The sequence below is a fragment of the Pseudomonas sp. DP-17 genome, from assembly GCF_022380625.1.
Classification (GTDB): Bacteria; Pseudomonadota; Gammaproteobacteria; order Pseudomonadales; family Pseudomonadaceae; genus Pseudomonas; species Pseudomonas nitroreducens_A.
The window spans coordinates 49,003-68,284 of the sequence record NZ_JAKSXG010000003.1; the positions used below are offsets into that span (position 1 = coordinate 49,003).

Sequence of the window (19,282 nt, forward strand, 5' to 3'; positions counted from 1 at the left end):
TCCCTCAGTCGCGGAAATAGACCTCGACCAGATGGTAGCCGAACTGGCTTTTGACCGGCCCGTGAACCACGCCGACCGGCTTCTTGAAGATCACCTGGTCAATGCTGCGGACCATCTGGCCAGGGCGCACCTCGCCCAGGTCGCCGCCGCGTTTGCCGGAGGCGCAGGTGGAATGCTTGCGGGCCAGGGCGGCAAAATCCTCGCCCTTGGCCAGGCGTTGCTTGAGCTGCTCGGCTTCGGCGGCGGTCTTGACCAGGATGTGTCGGGCCATGGCGACGGGCATTGGTTGGATCCTTGAATGAAAGCGTCTGGGCCGCATTGTACGGCAGCAGTGATGCAGGTCGCATTTCGCGATGGGTTGCATTGTCTGGCGCAAGGGTGCTCCATAGAGTCAATCAGCTCATTCTTATTTGTAGGACGCTGCTGAAAGACGGCGTCCGCCGCCACCTTGCGTACGGATGCAGTTCAATGGATATCCAAGCGATGCTCAAGATCCTGGCCACCCAGGATGGTTCGGACCTATACCTCTCCACCGGCGCGCCGCCCTGCGCCAAATTCAACGGGGTGCTCAAGCCCCTGACCAACGAGCCGATGAAGGCTGGTGACGTCGCCCGCATCGGCTATGGGTTGATGGATGAGGAGCAGCGCGCGGAATTTGACCGTGAACTGGAAATGAACCTGGCGATTTCCGTCGCGGGTGTCGGCCGTTTCCGTATCAACCTGTTCAAGCAGCGCAACGAAGTGTCCATCGTGGCGCGGAACATCAAGCTGGATATCCCGCTGTTCGCCGACCTCAAGCTGCCGGAAGTGCTGCTCAAGGTGGTGATGGAGAAGCGCGGCCTGGTGCTCTTCGTCGGCGGCACCGGCTCGGGCAAGTCCACCTCCCTGGCGGCCCTGATCGACCACCGCAACCGCAACAGCGGCGGCCACATCATCACCATCGAGGACCCCATCGAGTACGTGCACCGGCACCGCAAGTCGATCATCAACCAGCGCGAAGTGGGCGTGGACACCCGCAGTTTCCACGCCGCGCTGAAGAACACCCTGCGCCAGGCGCCGGACGTGATCCTGATCGGCGAGATCCGTGACCGCGAGACCATGGAGCACGCCCTGGCGTTCGCCGACACCGGGCACCTGGCGATTTCCACGCTGCATGCGAACAACGCCAACCAGGCACTGGACCGCATCATCAATTTCTTCCCCGAGGAGCGCCGCCCGCAGTTGCTCAACGACCTGGGCAACAACCTCAAGGCCTTCGTCTCGCAGCGCCTGGTGCGCACCCAGGACGGCAAACGCCGCGCAGCGGTGGAAGTGCTGCTGGGCACGGCGACCATCAGCGACATCATCAAGCGCGGCGACTTCAGCTCGATCAAGGAAATCATGGACAAGTCCCGCGCCCTCGGCATGCAGACCTTCGACCAGGCGCTGTTCGACCTCGCGGTGGAAGGGGCGATCACCGAGGAAGAGGCGGTGAAGAATGCCGATTCGGCGAACAACCTGCGTCTGAAGCTCAAGCTGTACAAGGACAACCCGGGCAGCGTCGGTAGCGCTGCTGTCCCCGCAGCCGCCAAGCCAGCTGCGCCGGCACCGGCTGCGCTGCCAGCGGCCGCGCAGCCGGTGGAGGCCTCGAGCTGGGGGTTGGAACTGGCGCTGGAAGAGATCGAGGCGGAAGACGCGGAGAAGCCGGGCGGGGCGTAGGAGCGGACTCTGTCCGCGATCGATTGCCGACGACTCCGATGAGCAGGGAGTTTGGCCAACCCTATCGCGGACGGAGTCCGCTCCTACGCTCTTTAGGGAGCGCGGCGTTTACAGCAGCGACAGGGGATAGCTGATGATCAGCCGGTTCTCGTCGAAGCTGTTGGTGCTGCCCCAGTCACGGCGCATCGTGGAGTTGCGCCACTTGACGTTCAGCGTCTTGAAGGTGCCGCTCTGCACCGTGTACGCCAGCTCGCTCTCGCGGCCCCATTCGCGGCCGTCGTCGGTGCTGGCGTTGTGCACGTTGCGACCCTGGATGTAGCGGTTCATCAGGGTCAGGCCGGGAACGCCGAAAGCGGCGAAATCGTAGTCATGGCGCAGTTGCCAGGAACGTTCCCTGGCGCTCTCGTAGCTGCCGTTGTAGCTGTCGTTGGCCAGGGTGCCGCCGCTGGTGCCGTTGACGCGGAACCATTCGTCCTCGCCCATGACCTTCTGCAGGCCCAGATAGAAGGTGCTCGCGCCGTATTTTGCCGAGAACAGCCCGGAGAAGGTGCGGTTATCCAGATCACCCGCACGGGCGCTGCCGTCTTCCTTGCCCCAGAAGTAGCCGATATTCGCACCGAGCACCCAGTCCCCTAGCGGTTGGCTGTGCTGCAGTTGCAGGTACTGCTGTTGGTAGATGTCCTTGAGCTGCGCATTCCACAGGCCGACCAGGGTACGGTCGTGGTTGAAGCGGTACTCGCCACCGGCGAAGTTGAAGCGATCCGAGGTGAAGGCCGGGCGGGTAAAAAGCGACATGTCTTCCATGCTGGCGTCGTTGCGCGGGCTGTTCTGGCGGAACTGGCCGCCGTACAGGGTCAGACCGTCGATTTCCTTCGAGGTGACCTGCGTGCCCTGGAAGGTCTGCGGCAGCGAGCGGCCGTCGTCGGAGCGCAGGACCGGCAGCACCACCATCCATTCGCCGGCCTTGAATTCGGTCTTCGACACCTTGGCCTTGCCGGCTACCGCCAGGCGGCCGAAGTCGTCGGCGGGGCGGCCGTCGTCGTGGGTCGGCAGCAACTGGGTGCCGGCCGTGCCCTTGCCGCCATCGAGCTTCAGGCTGTAAAGCCCGAGCACGTCCAGGCCGAGGCCGACGGTGCCCTGGGTGTAGCCGGAGCGGGCGTCCAGGATGAAGCTCTGGGTCCATTCCTCTGCCTTGCCCTGCCGGGCGTCCCCGACATAGTTGCGGTTCATGTAGAAGTTGCGCAGCAGCAGGCTGCTCTTGGCGTCGTCGAGGAAGCCGCCTTCCTCGGCATGGGCCAGGACGGGCAGGGTGGGTAGCAGGCAGGCGCTGATGGTGAGGTGGGGCAGATGGCGGAGCATGGGTGTTCCCTCGGCATTCTTGTCGTTGTTCAGGGCGAACGGAGCCCTCCGCGCGTTTCTGTCGAAAGCGGCGGATGGACGTTTAAACGGTCAGCGAGCGCGGATCAGGCGATCAGCCAGGCGCAAAGGGAATGCAAGAGAGCATGCGAAGAGAGAAGGCGGAAGCGGTGCACGCGCGCAGGCGTGCCAGGGAGAGCGTGAGCATGTGAACGGACCTTTCTTATAGTTGTTGGCGCCGCATCGAGGCGGCGGCTGGGGTCATAGTGGTGCTCCCCGGCTGGCCGCCGCAATTCGCCCGTGGCGTAAACGTTCGCTGTTCGAACGATAATTAACCAAATGGAACATATACCCACCGGTATTGCGGGTAGGATGCCTGCCACAACGCCGTGCAGAACCCTTATCGCCCGGCCTTCCAGCGGACCCGCGAGGTGCTCGCGGCGTGGCGTGGCGGATTCTTTCTGCGGTGCCTCCTGCTAGGCTGTGAAGCTTCCGAGTGCCTGCCGCATCTGTCCTATTGAATCCGTGAGTCGATGAGTACCAGTCAATCGCCGTTGTCCGGCGTTCACCAGCCCTTCAAGGGCATCCTGCTCATCGTCCTGGCGACCTTCCTGTTCTCCAGCCACGACGCGCTGTCCAAGTACCTGGCGAGCATCTACCCCATCGTCATGGTGGTGTGGGCGCGTTATGTAGTGCATACGCTGCTGATGGCGGGCATCTTCCTGCCGCGCGCCGGCCTCGCTGTGCTGCGCACTCGCCATCCCTTCCTGCAGACGGCCCGCGCGCTGTGCCTGCTGGGCACCAGCTTCCTGTTCACCACGGGTCTGCAGTACATCCCGCTGGCGGAAGCGACGTCGGTGAACTTCCTTGCGCCGCTGCTGGTGACGGCGTTGTCGGTGCCGCTGCTGGGTGAGCGGGTGACCGTGGGACAATGGTCGGCAGTGATAGTCGGCTTCATCGGCGTGCTGATCATCGTCCACCCCGGTGGCGATCTGTTCACCCCGGCGGTATTGCTGCCGTTCGGCTCGGCACTGTGCTTCAGCTTCTACCAGTTGCTCACGCGCAAGCTCAGCCAGGCGGACAGCCCGACCACCAGCAACTTCTTCGCCGGGCTGTGCAACACCCTGGTCGTCAGCGCCCTGGTGCCGTTCTTCTGGCAATGGCCAGGGCTGGTGCATGGCCTGATGATGCTGGCCCTGGGTACCTGCGGGATGACCGCGCACCTGTTCCTGACCCAAGCCTTCAAGCATGCCGCGCCCGCGTTGCTGGCACCGTTCAGCTATTGCCAGATCGTTTTCGCAGGGCTGCTGGGCTTCGTGATCTTCGGCCATACGCCAGAACCATCGGCGCTGCTGGGTATCGCGGTGATCTGCGGCAGCGGGCTGGCGGCGGCGTGGTTGCAGAGCCGCAAGCGGTAGACGCTTTGCTCTTCCTGTAGGAGCGAGAGGGACGCCCAGTCCTTGCTCGCGAACGGATTTGCCGGCGGCTCGGGAGCTGGGCGGGTTCGCGGGCAAGCTCGCTCCTACAATGTTCTGCCCGTCATTCGATCTCGAACAATCCATGGCGGATCGGCCCGACCTGCAGGCGCTGACGCACGTCGTCGTCGATGCGCGGGTCGTCCGGCTGGTAGAGCTTCACCTGGCGATAGGCGCTGATGCGGTTGATCTCCGGGCCCAGGTACTCCCAGACCACCCGGGTGCACGCCGGGGTGCGGCGGTCGCCACTGGAGACACCGGTCTTCAGGCCGTTCAGGCGGGTGATGCGACTCTTGAAGCTGGGAATGAGGATGGTCTGGCTCATTTCGTTGACGGTGAGCGACTCGTAGTCCAGCAGGAATACCCGGTCCTGCAGTTGGAAGGCCGCGCCCAGGTAGCGGCAGCGCACCCAGTCCTCGGCCTGCACGTCGGTGCTGCTGGAGCGCTCCTGGCGCTCCTGGCGTTCGAAGAGGAAGTTGCCGTCCTGCTCGTACAGGTGCACCAGCGACAGCAGGATCGACCCGGGCACCGACATGCAGTTGGAATATTCGAAGTAGTAACCGCAGTAGCGCGACAGGTTTCCGGCGTGGTCGCGCAGCGGGCGGAGCATTTCCATCAGCGGATCGTCACGTCGCACGTTGGCCGGCGAGGTGCCACGCGCGCCGATCAGGCGGGCGAACTGCTCCGGCGGCAATTGCAACTCGTAGTCCTCGACGCCGAAGAAGTCACCGATGCGCTTGAGGTTGTACGCCGTGGGCTGGCTCTGTCCGCCGAGGTACTTATTGAACTGCGCGCGATTGATCGAAAGCTTGCGGCAAACCTCCGAGATAGAGCGGTAATGAGCGCAAAGCAGCTTGAGGTTGGGACCGAGGTTGTCGGACATTCGTACCAGATCCAGGTGATGCGACTGGCGCAAGTATAGCGTCAGGTCGCATCAAATCGTAACAAGCCGCGAAATTGTTTCCAGACGCTTCGAGCGCAACCATGCGCCCCCAGTGAGCGGGCCAGCCCCAGGTCCGTGCTCCGACAATAACAATCGAGGCCCCAGCACATGCTCGACGCGATCAACGATTTCCTCTCCGGGAAAGTCCTCATCGTCCTCATCGTAGGACTCGGTGCGTATTTCACCCTGCGTTCCCGTTTCGTCCAGTTCCGCCACTTCGGCCACATGTTCGGCGTGTTCAAGGAATCGATCCGCGGCCAATCCGGCCAGCTGAGCTCTTTCCAGGCGCTGATGCTGAGCCTCGCCGGCCGCGTGGGCGCCGGTAACATTGCCGGTGTCGGCATTGCCGTGACCCTGGGTGGCCCCGGCGCCGTGTTCTGGATGTGGGTCACCGCGCTGGTGGGCATGTCCAGCAGCTTCTTCGAGTGCACCCTGGCCCAGGTCTACAAGCGCAGCGACGGTAACGGCCTGTATCGCGGCGGCCCGGCCTACTACATCCAGCACGGCCTGAAGTTGCGCTGGATGGCCATGACCTTCGCGGTCCTGCTGCTGGTCACCTACGGTTTCGCCTTCAACGGCCTGCAAGCCTTCACCGTGACCCATTCGCTGCAGAACGCCTTCGACATCCCGGTCCTGTACTCGGGCATCGCCCTGGCCGTGCTGCTGGCCATCGTGTTCTTCGGCGGCATCCAGCGCATCGCTGCCGTCTCCGACCTGCTGGTGCCGGTCAAGACCCTGGCCTACATCGCCGTGACCCTGTACGTGATCGTCACCCAGATCGAGCTGGTTCCGGGCATGCTGACTACCATCGTGAAGAGCGCCTTCGGCCTGGAGCCGGCCTTCGCCGGCCTGCTGGGCAGCGCCATCGTGATGGGCGTGAAGCGTGGCGTGTTCGCCAACGAAGCGGGCCTGGGCAGTGCGCCGAACGTGGCCGCCGTCGCCGCCGTGCGTCACCCGGCGTCCCAGGGCGTGGTCCAGGCGTTCAGCGTGTTCCTCGACACCTTCGTCATCTGCACCTGCACCGCGCTGCTGATCCTGCTCTCGGGCTTCTATACCCCCGGCTTCGAAGGCGATGGCATCACCCTGACCCAGAACTCGCTGGCCGCGGTGGTCGGTGACTGGGGCCGGATCTTCGTCAGCGTCGCGCTGTCGCTGTTCGTGTTCACCTGCATCACCTACAACTACTACCTCGGCGAGAACGCCCTGCAGTTCATCGTCGGCCGCAGCCGTACCGCGCTGATCGCCTTCCGCGTGCTGGTGCTGGGCCTGATCCTCTGGGGCTCGATGCAGAACCTGGGCACCGTGTTCGCCTTCGCCGACATCACCATGACCTGCCTGGCCTTCGTCAACCTGGTGGCCCTGGCCATGCTGATCAAGGTCGGCCTGCGTGTGATGCGCGACTACGACGAACAGCGCGCCGCCGGCGTCGAGCGTCCGGTGTTCGATGCCAGCAAGTTCGCCGACCTGGACATCGACCACGACGCCTGGCGCGACGCCCACAAGATCAACTCCACTGCTCCGGCCCACGGCAGCCTGCCCGCCCAGGGCTGATCCGCTGACTTTGGTCTGATACGCGAGGCCGGGACTTCTCCCGGCCTCGCGGTTTATCCTGTGAACTTTCCTACAAGAGCACTGGCATGCGTCGAGTGAAGAATCTCTTCGTCCTCTATACCGGCGGCACTATCGGCATGCTGCAAACCGCCGAAGGCCTGGCGCCGGCTGGCGGTTTCGAAGCTCGCATGCGCGAACAACTGCAAGGCCAGGGCGAGATTCGCCTGGACTGGGCCTTTGCTGAACTGCAACCGCTGCTCGACAGTGCCAACATGACCCAGGCCAACTGGCTGGCCATGCGCGACGCCATTGTCCACGCGGTGGAGCAGGGCGGTCATGACGGCGTGCTGGTGCTGCACGGCACCGACACCCTGGCCTACAGCGCCGCCGCGCTGTCGTTCCTGCTGCTGGGCCTGAAGGTGCCGGTGCTGCTGACCGGCTCCATGCAGCCCATGGGCGCGCCGGAAAGCGATGCCCCAGGCAATCTTCTGGGCGCGCTGAATGCGCTGGAGGTCGGCGTCGAGCCGGGCGTCTGGCTGTACTTCAATGGCGAGCTGATGCATGGCGCCCGCGTCACCAAGCTGCGCAGCGATGCCTTCGATGCGTTTGCCGTGATGCCGCGTGAACGCAACGGCGAGCGCGCGGAGTCGCTTCCCATCGAGCTGGGCTACCGCCAGCCGCGCCAACCGGTGAACCTCGCGGTGCTGCCGCTGTTTCCCGGCCTGGCTGCCGAGCACCTGCGTGCGCTGCTGGGCACCGGCGTGCAGGCATTGCTGCTGGAGTGTTTCGGTAGCGGCACGGGGCCTTCGGATAACGAAGACCTGCTGGCTGCGTTGCGCGAAGCTCACGCCCGTGGCGTGGTCCTGGCGGCGATCAGCCAGTGCCCGCAGGGCCATGTGGCCTTCGATGTCTACGCCGCCGGTAGCCGTCTGCGCGATGCCGGGTTGGTCTCTGGCGGTGGCATGACCCGCGAAGCGGCGCTGGGCAAACTGTTCAGCCTGCTGGGCTGCGGCCTGCCGCCTTCCGAGGTCGAGCGGCTGTTCGCGCTCGACCTGTGCGGCGAGCGCGTCGACGCCCGGTAAGGAAACGCGCCCCGCTCAGGGGCGCGACTCTTCCAGCGGCACGTTGAGCACCTCGCGCACCAGCATGGCGATGCTGCTCACGCCCATCTTTTCCTTGATCTTGGTGCGGTGCACATCAACCGTCTTGACGCTGATGTTCAGCTCGCGGGCGATGACCTTGCTGGCCTTGCCATCCACCACCATCATCAGGATTTCCCGTTCCCGCCCGGTGAGCAGGTCGAGCTTGTGCTTGAGGTTCTGCTTCTGCTCCTGGCCCGCGTGGACCTGCACCGCGCTCTTCAGCGCCGCCTGGATGCGGTCCAGCATCTGCTGTGGGTTGTAGGGCTTTTCGACGAAGTCCAGCGCACCGTTCTTCATCGCCTTCACCGACATCGGGATATCCCCGTGGGCGGTGACGAAGATGGTCGGCAGGTCGATGCCCTTGTCGTTGAGCATTTCCTGCAACTGGAAGCCGCTGGTCTCGGGCATGCGTACGTCGAGCACCAGGCAGGCGGGGAGCTTGGGGTCGTATTCGCGCAGGAATTCCTCGGCGCCGCCGAAACACAGCGACTCGATGCTGACCGACTCGAGCAGCCAGGCGAGGGAGGTACGCAGGTCCTTGTCGTCGTCGACGATGTAGACCACGGGTTTTCTAGCTTCCATCAGGCGTTGCCACTTTCTTTTTTTATCGTTGTAGAGCTGCACGTAGGCCGCGTCCGCCGGGTGTTGGCCCCGGTCGTCGCAATGGCATGGCTCGGAGCATACCCATAGTCGCCGAGGCTGACGATAAAGAAACCACCTACATGACTAGCGGCCACTACCCTCTGGCGTGGTAATCGTCTGAATGTTTCGCCCCGCGGCGCTGCCCTACGCTGACCCCCTACAAGAAAGGCCGGGCGTGCCGGCCACTCCAGCACAAGGGGCGAAGAAATGGCCAATACCCTCAGCCAGACCCAGATCGACTTCCGCAATGCCATGGCACAGCTGCCGGCAGCGGTGAACATCATCACCACCAACGGCCCGGAAGGCCGCTGTGGCATTACCGCCAGTGCGGTCTGCTCGGTCACCGACTCCCCGCCCACGGTGCTGGTCTGCGTCAACCGTGGCAGTGCTACCCACGATGTGTTCCGCAGCAACGGCCACCTGTGCGTCAACGTGCTGTGCGGCGAGCAGGAAGAGCTGGCCAAGCACTTCGCCGGGATGACCAAGGTCTCCATGGAAGAGCGCTTCGCCTGGGACCTCTGGGACGACGGCTACGCCGGCCTGCCGGTGCTGCGCCAGGCGCTGGTCAGCCTGGAAGGGCGGATCAGCGACTGCAAGGAAGTCGGCTCGCACACGGTCATGTTCGTCGAGTTGGAAAAGGTCGCCGTGCGGGAGCGTCAGGACAGCCTGGTGTACTTCAACCGCGTGTTCCACCGCGTCGAGCGCGAAGCCGTGCTACGCGCCAGCTGATCCCTGACCGAACCCAGAACAACAGGAAAGAGGTAATCACCGTGACCCTGAAGATTTCCCAGACTGCCGACATCCAGAAGTTCTTCGAAGAGGCCAGCGGCGCGCTCAATGACGCCGGCAATCCACGCGTGAAGCAGTTGATCCTGCGCATCCTGCGGGACACTGCCAAACTGATTGAAGACATGAACGTCACCCCCGATGAGTTCTGGAAAGCGGTGGATTACCTCAACCGCCTCGGCGCCCGCCAGGAAGCCGGCCTGGTCGTTGCCGGCCTGGGCATCGAGCACTACCTCGACCTGCTGCTGGATGCCCAGGACGCGGCGGCCGGCATCGGCGGCGGCACTCCGCGCACCATCGAAGGCCCGCTGTACGTGGCCGGCGCACCGCTGTCCGAGGGCGAAGCGCGGTTGGACGACGGCAAGGACCCGGGCACCGTGATGTTCCTCTCCGGCCGCGTGTTCGACCTCGACGGCAAGCCCCTGGCCGGCGCCGTGGTGGACCTCTGGCATGCCAACACCAAGGGCACCTATTCGTACTTCGACAGCAGCCAGTCCGAGTACAACCTGCGCCGGCGCATCGTCACCGACGCCGAAGGCCGCTACAAGGCGCGCAGCATCGTGCCCAGCGGTTACGGCTGCCCGCCGGACGGCCCGACCCAGGAGCTGCTCAACCAGCTCGGCCGCCACGGCCAGCGTCCGGCGCACATCCACTTCTTCATCTCCGCACCGGGCCATCGCCACCTGACCACGCAGATCAACCTCGCCGGTGACCGGTACCTGTGGGACGACTTCGCCTACGCGACCCGTGACGGATTGGTGGGGGAGGTGCGTTTCGTCGAGGATGCGGAAGCCGCCAAGGCGCGCGGCGTGGAAGGGCGCTTCGCCGAGATCGAGTTCGACTTCCAGCTGCAGCAGGCGGTTTCCGCCGATGCGGAAGACCGCAGCAGCCGTCCCCGCGCGTTGCAGGAAGCCTGATTCTCCGACGGCTCCGATCCTGCCGGTAACCCCATCCTGCGAAAGGCCGCTGAACTCAGCCGCGGCGCTCCCGATGCATCAGCCAGAGGAAGTAGGGGCAGCCGATGAACGCCGCCAGCAATCCCGCCGACACCGGCCACGGATAGGCGATATTCCGCCCCAGCCAGTCCGCCACCACCATGATCAGCGCCCCGGCCACCGCGCTCAGTAGCACTTGCGGCGCGGCGCGGCGCACGCCGAGGTGGCGGGCGATGTGCGGACCGATCAGGCCGACGAAGCTCAGCGGGCCGACGATGATGGTCGCGGTGGCCGTGAGCACGGCGGCCGTCAGCAGGATGGTCAGGTGGCTCAGGCGCAGCCTCAGCCCCAACGCGGTCGCCGTACCATTGCCCAGCGTCAGCAGGTCCAGTGGACGAGCCAGCAGCAGGCTGACACCAATCATCACCGCGCCGACCAGCAGTCCGGTGGTCGCCGACAGCACATCCACCTGATAGGTCGAGCCGGTCATCCAGCTCATCATCGCCGTCATGCGCGGATCGCCGCTGGCCAGCAGCAGGGTGCTCAGCGAGTGCAGCAGAGTGGTCAGGCACACGCCGGTGAGCAGCAGTCGCTCGGCATTGAAGGTCTTGCGCCAGGCAAACCACAGCAGCAGGCCGAGGGTGAGCAATGCGCCGATGCTGGCGGCCGGGACCATATAGGCCTGCGGCTGCGGCATCACCAGGAACAGCACCAGCACCGCGATCGCCGAGCCGGAGGTGGCGCCCAGCACTTCCGGGCTGGCCATGGGGTTGCCGGTCAGGCGCTGCACCAGCAGGCCGGCCACGGCGAGCATGGCGCCGGCAGCCAATGAGCCGAGCACGCGCGGCAAGCGCCATTGCGCGATGGCGTCGCTCAGGCCTGCGTCGCCCCAGTGCCAGCCGTTGGCATCCACCGCGAAGTAGATGGCCGGCAACGTCAGCAGGCCTAGCAATATCGCTGCACCGATGATCAACCGCCAAGGATGCTCGCACTGCGGCTTGGCCGCTGCCGGGCGTGGGACGATGCCGCCGCTGCGCTGGCGGCTGAGCAGCCACAGCAGCAGCGGCACGCTGAAGACGCCGGTGAGGATGCCGGCGGGAATCTCCCCGGCGAAGCGCGACAGCTCGCGGGCGATCTGGTCCACCACGCAGAGCAGCGCGGCACCCAGCAGCGGCGCCCAGATCAGCCGCTGCCTGAGCGTGCGCGCCCCGCACAACCGGGCAATGGCCGGCGCGGCCAGGCCGACGAAAGCCAGCATGCCCACGGCGCTGGTGACGAACGCGCTCAACGCCACGGCCACGGCCAGGCCCATGACGCGGGTGCGCAGCAGGTTCACGCCCACTGCCGCCGCACCCTCATCCTCCAGCCCCAGTGCAGCCAGCGGGCGCGCCATCAGCAATGCGATGACCATGGCCACCGCCAGGCGGGGCGCCAGATAAAGCACGCCGTCCCAGCCGCTCTGGTTCAGCGAGCCGGCCTGCCAGAGCAGCAGGTCGATCAGGTAATCGTGGTTGAACAGCACCAGCAGCGCGTTGAGCGACACGCAGTACAGGCTGATGACCATGCCGGCAAGGATGAAGCGCAAAGGCGACAGGGTGCGACCCCAGGCAAAGGCGAACAGCAGGCAGGCGGCCAGCGCCGCGCCGGTCAGGGTGACGGCCTCCAGGCCGTGCACCAGCAGGGCAGGGGCGAAGATGGTCGCGGCAGAGAGGGCCAGGTTGGCGCCGGCCGAAACCCCCAGCGTCACCGGTTCCGCCAGCGGGTTGCGGAGGATCTGCTGGAACAGCGTGCCGGCCAGGGCCAGTGCGGCGCCGGCCATCAGGCTGACTGCCAGGCGCGGGAAGAAGCTGAAGTGCAGCAGCACCTGGCGCACATCGTCCAGGTCCGGCGACCACAGCGCCTGCCACCAGAGGTCGCGGGGCAGGGCGCCCTGCAGGCCATGGAACACCAGCAGGCCAGCCAGAAGCGCCAGTACCAGCGTCCAGAGCGCCGGGCCCAGCAGCGGGCCGCTACGCGGCGCGGTGAGACCGAGGGTCGATTCAGACATGGGCGACCTCCGTGGCGCTGTCCAGGTAGGCCGCGATGCGTTCGGCGAGGTCGAGCACCGAGGCGGCGCCGGCATAGGGGTAGAAGCGCTGCAGGGTCAGGGTGTGGCCCTGGCGCACGGCGGGCAGGTTGGCCCAGAGGTCGTTGGGTTGCCGCAGGCTCTGCAGGCGTGCCGAGGTGGTGGGGATGTCGACGTAGACCAGGTGCGAACCCGGGCGCTCGGCCAGCCGCTCGATACTGACCATGGCCAGCCCGACGGGGCCGACCGGTCCCTGCCAGGCATTCTCGACGCCGAGGTGGTCGAGCACGTCCTGGACCATGCTGTTCCTGCCGTAGACGGCAGCGTGACGGCCGTCCTGGTTGAGTACGGCGACACACACGGGGGGCAGGCGGCGGTGAGCCAGCTTCGCCCGCAGCTCTGCCAGGCGCAGTTCGCCCGCGGCGACGTAGTCGGCGGCGACCTGCTCGATGCCCAGCCGCCGCGCCAGGTCGCTCATGAAGTCGGTAGTGGCTTTCCAGGCGCCCTCGGGAGCTGGGTAGATCGCGACTTTCTCGGTGGGGGCAATGCCGTTGAGCCGCCGCTGCAAGGTCGGGGTCATCGGATCGCTGAGGATCAGTTGCGGTTGCAGTTGCTGGATCAGTTCGAGGTTCGGTTCCCAGTAAGGCCCCACGTCGCGCACGCTTTCCGGTAGCGCCATGGTGGGCATGCGCACCCGGTAGTAGCGGTCGTCGGAGATCGCCAGCGGCGGCACGCCCAGGGTCAGCAGCGTCTCGGCGGCCACCCAGTTGAGCGCGACGATCCGCGTCAGGCGTTCGCCGGCGAACACCGGCAGGCCGGACGCGCAGGCCAGCCCGCCGATGGCGAGCCCCTGCAGCAGATGGCGACGGGTGAGGGACATGCACTACTCCTCGCTTGAAACGACAGTCTTCTGAAACAACAGTCTTCTGAAACAAGAAAGGCTCCCTGCGCACAGGGAGCCCGGAAAGAGCGCGTGGAGGCGACGCGAGCCGCCTCCACGAGTGCCTTACCAGCTGTACTTCACGCTGGTCATGACGGTCCGGCGCAGGCCCGGGTAGCAGGAGATCGGGCTGTCGCAGGTCGCGGCATATTCCTCGTCCAGCAGGTTCTGGGCGTTCACCGAGAGGGTCACGTTCTTGTTCAGCGGGTAGCTCACGCCGGCGTCGAACAGGGTGTAGTTGTCGACGTGGTAGGTGTTGGCGTTGTTGCCGTAGAGCGAGCCGGTGTAGCGCACGCCGCCGCCGATGGAGAGGCCGTCGACCGCACCTTCGTGGAAGGTGTAGTTCAGCCAGCCGTTGGCCATGTGCTCGGGCACGTTGGCCGGGCGGTTGCCTTCGTTGGCATCGTTGCTCTTGGTGATCTTGGCCTTGGTGTAGGTGTACGAGGCCAGCAGGTCCCAGTTCTGGTCCAGCTTGGCTTTCAGCTCGGCCTCGATGCCGCGCGAGCGCTGTTCGCCGGTAGCCTCGCTGAAACCGGTGGGCACGCCGTTGGCGTTCAGCTGGTTGGTGAGGATGTTTTCCTTGGTCAGCTCGTAGGCGGCCAGGGTGATCAGCAGGGTTTCGTCCGGCTGGAACTTCACGCCCGCTTCGTACTGGTGCGCTTCGCTGGCCTTGAAGGCGCTGCCGTCGGAGCTGATGCCGGTGTTGGGCACGAAGGACTCGGAGTAGCTGACGTAGGGCGCCAGGCCGAAGTCGGTCAGGTAGGTCAGGCCGACCCGGCCGGTGAAGGCGTTGTCCTTCTGCATGCTGTGGGCGCCGACGTGGTTGTCCAGGTCGTTGCGCACATAGTCGTAGCGGCCGCCAGCAGTGAGAATCCAGTGGTCGTCGAACTTGACCTGGTCCTGCAGGTAGGCGCCGATCTGCTCGATGTTCTGGTCGTAGTCGATGGACTGGAGGCTGTTGCCCTTGTTCGGACGCGGCACGCTCTGGCCGTAGATCGGGTTATCCAGGTTCAGCGACGGGCCGAGGGTACGCCAGCGGGCGACATTGGCGTCCTGCCAGCTGTAGTCCGCGCCCATCAGCAGGGTGTGCTTGATGGCGCCGGTGTCGAAGTTGGCCTGCAACTGGTTGTCCAGGTTGAAGGTGTCCATGTGCTGGTCGAAGCGATCCGCCGTGCGGATGATGTTCCGACCGACCTGCAGTTGCGGCAGCAGGTTGTTGAAGATCAGGTCGACCTGGCCGTAGCGGGCGTTCTGGCGGAATTCCCAGGTGTCGTTCAGGCGGTGGCGAAACTCGTAGCCCAGGGTGTACTGGTCCTGGTCGAAGTGGTTGTAGTTGTGGTCGCCCAGCAGCGTGCCGGTGGGGTGGCCATTGACGCTGTAGTCGAAGATCGAGCCGGAGTTACGGTCGCGCAGGAAGTCGGTGAGGATCGTCAGGCTGGTGTCTTCGTCCGGCGCCCAGGTAAAGGACGGGGCGATGTAGTAGCGGTTGTCCTCGACCTCGTGGCCATCGTCGTATTCGGCCTGGGTGTTCGAGTCGCGGGCCAGGCCCACCACGCGGTAGAGGAACTGGTTCTGCTCGTCCAGCGCGCCGCCGAGGTCGAACTGGCCCTGCTTGCGGTCATGGTTGCCGCCGGTCAGCTGGACCTCGTTGACGTGGTTGGCGGTGGGCTTCTTGCTCACACGGTTGACGATGCCGCCGGCGTCGCCCAGGCCGAACAGGCTGGAGGACGGGCCACGGACCACGTCGATGCGCTCGAAGGCATAGGGCTCGCTGCGAAAGAAGGCGTAGCTGTTGTTCTGCTGACGCAGGCCGTTGAGGTAGTCGCTGGTGGCCTGGGCGTTGAAGCCGCGGATGTACAGCCAGTCGAAACCCTTCGGGTCCAGGCCATAGGCTTCCACCTTGACGCCAGGCACGTAGCGCAGCGCTTCGGTCACGGTCTGCGCGCCCTGGGCGTCCATCTGCTTGCGGGTGATCACCGAGATCGACTGGGGGATTTCCAGCAGCGGGGTGTCGGTCTTGCTACCGCTGTTGGAGGTGCGCGGCACGTAGCTGTCCTCGCCTTCGACCGCGCCGGTGATGACCTGGGCAGACATGTTCAGCGTTTCGCCGCTGGCGGAGTCAGCGCCCAGCAGGGTCACTCGGCTGCCTTCGACCTGGTACTTGATCCCGGAGCCCTGCAGCAGGCGCTCCAGCGCCTGGGTGGGCTCCATCTCACCGCGCACGCCGGGGGCGCGCAGGTTCTGCACCTGGCTCTGGTTGAAGACGATCTGCAGGTTCGACTGCGCGCCCAGGCTGGTCAGGGCGGAAGCCAGGGACTGGGCCGGGATGTCGATGCGAACCGGGGCGGCGTAGGCGGCGGTGGCGGTCAGGACCATCCCCAGGGCGGTGGCGCGGACCAGGCGGGCCAGGGGCTTCACCGGGTGCTGGGATTGCAGCGCAGTGCGGGTGCGACTCACTTGTTTAGCTCCTATGATCTCAATGCAGTTTCTAATAAGAATGATTCAGCTTGGTGTGGCAGGCCGGTGCAGGCACCGGAACAATCCGTTCGCTCTTTTTTTCTCGGTAATGACCGGGTGGAAGGGCGGCCAGCCGCACCGCCCGGCGGTCAACCCATGGCTACGCCGGAGCCGCCATGAGGCGATGTGGCGCGGTGGTCCTCGATCTCCACTATCTGTCCGGCGCTCATGCGCAACAGGCGATCGGCGACATCGAAATAGCGGTCGTCGTGGGAGATCACGATCAGCGTCTTGCCCTGGGCGCGCAGCTCGGGCAGCAGCTCGGTGTAGAAAATCCGGCGGAACTCCGGGTCCTGGTCCGCCGCCCACTCGTCGAACACCAGCACCGGACGTTTCTCCAGCCAGGCCTGCACCAGGGCCAGGCGCTTGCGCTGGCCGGTGGACAGATCGGTGGTGGAGAATTCCTGGCCCTGCAGGCTGACCTTGTGGGCGATCTCCAGGCGCTCCAGGTAGCGGCCGGCTTCGGCGGGGATGTCCTGGCTGCCCTTGAGCAGGTCTTCGAAGAGGAAGTAGTCGGCGAAGATGGTGGTGAACAGCTGGCGGTAGTCATCGCGGTTGGCATCGTTCACCGGCTGGCCGTTGAGCAGCAGCTCGCCGCCGCGCGGGGCGTAGAGGCCGAGCAGCAGCTTGATCATGGTCGTCTTGCCACAGCCGTTCTCACCGGCGATGAAGAGGATTTCGCCTCGACTGACCTTCAGGTCCAGCGGGCCGACGCCGAAGCCACGGACGCCGTCGTCGGTGGGGTAGTGGTAGGCCAGCTCGCGCAGCTCGATGGACTGGAAGTCCAACGGCTTGCGACCGTCGTCGGCCAGCAGGAGGTTCGGCTCCGGCGAGGAGAAACGCACCGACAGCTCGGCGATGCGGCGGAATGCGACCTGGGCGCGCGTCACCACCGGCAGCTGGCCGATCAGCCCCTCCAGCGGGCCCTTCATGTACAGCAGCACCAGGATGAAGCCGGACAGCGTCGCCTGGTCGGTGCTCGGCCACAGCGACTGGTAGGCCAGGGCCACGCCGATGACGATGAAGAACAGGGTCGAGCCGAAGCCCTTGGCGACGTTGAACAGGTTGATCGAGCGCAGCTGGATGTCGCAGATCTCGTCGGCGGTGCCCTGCAGGCGCTCGCTGTAGTGCTGGAAGCGGCGCGGGCGGCTGATGCGCAGCTCCTTGGCACCCTCGGCAATGGCGCGGTAGTGCTTCTGCAGCTCGTCTTCCTTGTCCCGTGCCTCGAAGAAACCCTTGATGCCCTTGGCCCTCGCGACATATTGCACCGCGCTGCCGACGACGATGGCGATGGCGGTAGCGAGGAACATCGGTGGCGACAGCCAGGCCAGGTAACCCAGGCAGCCGAGCGTGGTGGTCAGCGCGACGGCGAGCGGTGCGAAGGCGAAGGCGAAGTCGCTGATGGTGTCGATGTCGTGGGTCAGCACCGGGATCAGCCGGTGGCTGCGGTAGCGCTCGATCTGCTCGATGGGTGCGGCGATGATCTTGCTGCCCAGGTCCTTGCGCAGACTGGCGATGACGTGCTGGCCGACATAGTTGGTGCCGCGGTCGGAGATGATCGAGCCGATCAGGGCTACGCCGCACAGGCCGGCGAAACCCAACAGCAGCGCGGCCGACATGCCGCCTTCGGAATGCAGGCCGTAATTGATGGTGGCAAGCAGCGCGGTAATCGCGGCACCGCCAAGAATCCCCAGCAGGGTAGCGAGGGCCAGCGGCAGCCAGTACGGCCGCAGCAACTTGAGCATTTCGCGGAACGCGCTTGGAGCGGGAGTCTGCATCGTCTTTTCCTGGACCCGACCTGCCGGAAAGCAGGTCGCACAACGGGACGAGACGGCGCGCGAATCAGCGGATCATCGGCAAATCCGAATCGTTGCTATCAAGACGAATGAGCCGGAAGAAAACTGAAGAGAATTTGCGAAAAGTTCGCAAACAAGAAGATGTATCCGATTGGTCGCTCCAGTTTCGAGCGCCCGCAGGAGCGGGCGCGAACCCCACGGCACGCCGCTGCCCGGCATGTCCGCGTGGCGAATTCAGAGCTGAACGTAGCGGCTGGCAAGCACCATGCGGCCCTGGTTGTCCTTGTGCAGGTCCAGCGGCAGGACCTTGGGCAGTGAGTCCACCAGCGCCTGGAGGTCGTCGGTGCGGTAGATGCCGCCGATGCGCATGGCGGCGACGGTGGCGTCATCGAGGAACACCGGCTGCTTGAGGTAGCGGTTGATCAGCGGGATGGCCGATTGCAGCGTCAGGTCGTCGATCACCAGCTTGCCTTCGAGCCAGGCAATGGCGCCGGCGGGCGCGACCTGGGCCAGTTCGATGCGCTGGCTGCCCTGGCTGTAGCGCGCCTGCATGCCCGGCGTGAGCTGGGCGCTGTTGCCATCGACGCTGTCGGGCGGGCTGACCACCACCGAGCCTTCGAGCAGGGTGACCAGCATCTGTTGTGGGTCGGTCCAAACGTTGAAGCGCGTTCCAGTAACCCGCACGCTGCCGTTGTCGGTATAGACCGAGAAGGGTTGCAGGGTGTCGTGGGTGACCTGGAAGTAGGCTTCGCCACCGCTTTTCAACCAGGCGCTACGTCGGTCGCGGAAGTTGGCGAAGAAGAGCTGCGAGTGGCTGTTGAGTTCGACTTTCGAGCCATCGGCCAGTTCCACCTCGCGTGCGCCAGGCTGCGCGGCGTAGTAGCCGACCTTCGAGGGTAGCAGCCCGGCGCACCAGCCGGCCGACCAGATCGCGCCGATGGCGACCAGCACGCCGGCCGCGATGGCGGCAATGCGTTCGCCGCTGCGCCGCCGGCGAGCAGTGCTGCGGGGGCGGCGCTCGCGCAGGGGCGCGGGAACTGCGGATCCTGGTGCGGTTCGCGCGGTCCGCGGCAGCAGTTCCGAAAGTTGCCAGATGTCCAGCATTGCCTGGTATTCCTCCCCGTGCCGCGAGTCGAGCGCGAGCCATTGGGCGAACTCGGCGCGGTCGGCATCGCTGCACTCTTCGTCGTGCAGACGCGCGCACCAGTGCGCAGCTTCGGCGCTGATGCGGTCATCGTCGAACGGGGAAGGGGAGCTGGTCATCGGGAATCTCGGTAAGGCCGTTGGCGGCCGATATCACACTTTCTTTTCGCGTTGATGCGACTGATTATAAATAAGCCCGACTCGCACTGTCAGCAGGCGCCTGCAGCCTCGACGATTTTTCGCGGGATGCCCGACGAGGCGGAAAGCGCGTTCATCGGCTCACAAGGCACTCG

At 65.3% G+C, this 19,282-nt stretch carries 15 protein-coding genes; 6 read left to right on the top strand and 9 right to left on the bottom strand.

What is annotated here, in order from left to right:
- Positions 1-4 precede the first annotated feature (4 nt).
- Entirely contained in the window at positions 5-283 is a 279-nt protein-coding gene (locus MJ122_RS07500; RefSeq protein WP_017520988.1) for a peptidylprolyl isomerase, read from the bottom strand.
- 185 nt (positions 284-468) lie between these two features.
- On the opposite strand from MJ122_RS07500, the gene MJ122_RS07505 reads away from it, so the two are divergent.
- The gene (locus MJ122_RS07505) at positions 469-1,698 is read left to right on the top strand and encodes a PilT/PilU family type 4a pilus ATPase (RefSeq protein ID WP_172419235.1); all 1,230 of its coding nucleotides are present in this window, start codon (positions 469-471) and stop codon (positions 1,696-1,698) included.
- Positions 1,699-1,806: 108 nt separating this feature from the next.
- Here MJ122_RS07505 and MJ122_RS07510 read toward each other — a convergent pair whose 3' ends face one another.
- Positions 1,807-3,057, bottom strand: coding sequence for an OprD family porin (locus tag MJ122_RS07510; protein WP_239743393.1), 1,251 nt, complete (start codon positions 3,055-3,057; stop codon positions 1,807-1,809).
- Positions 3,058-3,587: 530 nt separating this feature from the next.
- Between MJ122_RS07510 and MJ122_RS07515 the strand changes: the two genes are divergently transcribed.
- Complete coding sequence (locus tag MJ122_RS07515) at positions 3,588-4,472, top strand: DMT family transporter (RefSeq protein ID WP_017520991.1); 885 nt, start codon at positions 3,588-3,590, stop codon at positions 4,470-4,472.
- Positions 4,473-4,593: 121 nt separating this feature from the next.
- On the opposite strand, the gene MJ122_RS07520 is transcribed toward MJ122_RS07515, so the two are convergent.
- A complete protein-coding gene (locus MJ122_RS07520; RefSeq protein ID WP_239743395.1) occupies positions 4,594-5,412 on the bottom strand; it encodes a helix-turn-helix transcriptional regulator in 819 nt (272 codons plus the stop codon).
- A gap of 168 nt (positions 5,413-5,580) precedes the next feature.
- Between MJ122_RS07520 and MJ122_RS07525 the strand changes: the two genes are divergently transcribed.
- Positions 5,581-7,023, top strand: a complete 1,443-nt coding sequence (locus MJ122_RS07525; RefSeq protein WP_088418748.1) for an alanine/glycine:cation symporter family protein — start codon at positions 5,581-5,583, stop codon at positions 7,021-7,023.
- An 86-nt stretch (positions 7,024-7,109) separates the two neighbouring features.
- On the top strand, positions 7,110-8,105 hold the full coding sequence (locus MJ122_RS07530; protein ID WP_239743397.1) for an asparaginase: 996 nt from the start codon (positions 7,110-7,112) through the stop codon (positions 8,103-8,105).
- Positions 8,106-8,120: 15 nt separating this feature from the next.
- Here the strand turns inward: MJ122_RS07530 and MJ122_RS07535 are convergent, their stop codons facing one another.
- Positions 8,121-8,747, bottom strand: a complete 627-nt coding sequence (locus MJ122_RS07535) for a response regulator (RefSeq protein WP_088418752.1) — start codon at positions 8,745-8,747, stop codon at positions 8,121-8,123.
- A gap of 267 nt (positions 8,748-9,014) precedes the next feature.
- Here MJ122_RS07535 and hpaC point away from each other — a divergent pair, with 267 nt between their 5' ends.
- Entirely contained in the window at positions 9,015-9,536 is a 522-nt protein-coding gene (gene hpaC / locus MJ122_RS07540) for a 4-hydroxyphenylacetate 3-monooxygenase, reductase component (RefSeq protein WP_088418754.1), read from the top strand.
- A gap of 41 nt (positions 9,537-9,577) precedes the next feature.
- On the top strand, positions 9,578-10,510 hold the full coding sequence (gene catA, locus MJ122_RS07545) for a catechol 1,2-dioxygenase (protein ID WP_239743399.1): 933 nt from the start codon (positions 9,578-9,580) through the stop codon (positions 10,508-10,510).
- A gap of 55 nt (positions 10,511-10,565) precedes the next feature.
- Here catA and fhuB read toward each other — a convergent pair whose 3' ends face one another.
- The 5 genes from fhuB to MJ122_RS07570 all read right to left on the bottom strand — a co-directional run bounded on the left by fhuB (position 10,566) and on the right by MJ122_RS07570 (position 19,109).
- Positions 10,566-12,575 (bottom strand): Fe(3+)-hydroxamate ABC transporter permease FhuB, encoded by a 2,010-nt coding sequence (gene fhuB / locus MJ122_RS07550; protein ID WP_239743401.1) that lies wholly within the window; start codon positions 12,573-12,575, stop codon positions 10,566-10,568.
- The gene (locus MJ122_RS07555; protein ID WP_239743403.1) at positions 12,568-13,473 is read right to left on the bottom strand and encodes an ABC transporter substrate-binding protein; all 906 of its coding nucleotides are present in this window, start codon (positions 13,471-13,473) and stop codon (positions 12,568-12,570) included. The genes fhuB and MJ122_RS07555 overlap by 8 nt, the downstream gene beginning before the upstream one ends.
- Before the next feature lie 126 nt (positions 13,474-13,599).
- Positions 13,600-15,990, bottom strand: coding sequence for a TonB-dependent siderophore receptor (locus MJ122_RS07560; protein ID WP_239743405.1), 2,391 nt, complete (start codon positions 15,988-15,990; stop codon positions 13,600-13,602).
- Positions 15,991-16,139: 149 nt separating this feature from the next.
- Complete coding sequence (locus MJ122_RS07565; protein WP_239743407.1) at positions 16,140-17,828, bottom strand: cyclic peptide export ABC transporter; 1,689 nt, start codon at positions 17,826-17,828, stop codon at positions 16,140-16,142.
- A 252-nt stretch (positions 17,829-18,080) separates the two neighbouring features.
- On the bottom strand, positions 18,081-19,109 hold the full coding sequence (locus MJ122_RS07570) for a FecR family protein (RefSeq protein ID WP_239743409.1): 1,029 nt from the start codon (positions 19,107-19,109) through the stop codon (positions 18,081-18,083).
- Positions 19,110-19,282: the final 173 nt, after the last annotated feature.

Bases quoted from the DNA above. Each gene is read 5' to 3' on its own strand.
- MJ122_RS07500 (WP_017520988.1), bottom strand. From the start codon at position 283: ATGCCCGTCGCCATGGCCCGACACATCCTGGTCAAGACCGCCGCCGAA.
- MJ122_RS07505 (WP_172419235.1), top strand. From the start codon at position 469: ATGGATATCCAAGCGATGCTCAAGATCCTGGCCACCCAGGATGGTTCG.
- MJ122_RS07510 (WP_239743393.1), bottom strand. From the start codon at position 3,057: ATGCTCCGCCATCTGCCCCACCTCACCATCAGCGCCTGCCTGCTACCC.
- MJ122_RS07515 (WP_017520991.1), top strand. From the start codon at position 3,588: ATGAGTACCAGTCAATCGCCGTTGTCCGGCGTTCACCAGCCCTTCAAG.
- MJ122_RS07520 (WP_239743395.1), bottom strand. From the start codon at position 5,412: ATGTCCGACAACCTCGGTCCCAACCTCAAGCTGCTTTGCGCTCATTAC.
- MJ122_RS07525 (WP_088418748.1), top strand. From the start codon at position 5,581: ATGCTCGACGCGATCAACGATTTCCTCTCCGGGAAAGTCCTCATCGTC.
- MJ122_RS07530 (WP_239743397.1), top strand. From the start codon at position 7,110: ATGCGTCGAGTGAAGAATCTCTTCGTCCTCTATACCGGCGGCACTATC.
- MJ122_RS07535 (WP_088418752.1), bottom strand. From the start codon at position 8,747: ATGGAAGCTAGAAAACCCGTGGTCTACATCGTCGACGACGACAAGGAC.
- hpaC (WP_088418754.1), top strand. From the start codon at position 9,015: ATGGCCAATACCCTCAGCCAGACCCAGATCGACTTCCGCAATGCCATG.
- fhuB (WP_239743401.1), bottom strand. From the start codon at position 12,575: ATGTCTGAATCGACCCTCGGTCTCACCGCGCCGCGTAGCGGCCCGCTG.
- MJ122_RS07555 (WP_239743403.1), bottom strand. From the start codon at position 13,473: ATGTCCCTCACCCGTCGCCATCTGCTGCAGGGGCTCGCCATCGGCGGG.
- MJ122_RS07565 (WP_239743407.1), bottom strand. From the start codon at position 17,828: ATGCAGACTCCCGCTCCAAGCGCGTTCCGCGAAATGCTCAAGTTGCTG.
- MJ122_RS07570 (WP_239743409.1), bottom strand. From the start codon at position 19,109: ATGACCAGCTCCCCTTCCCCGTTCGACGATGACCGCATCAGCGCCGAA.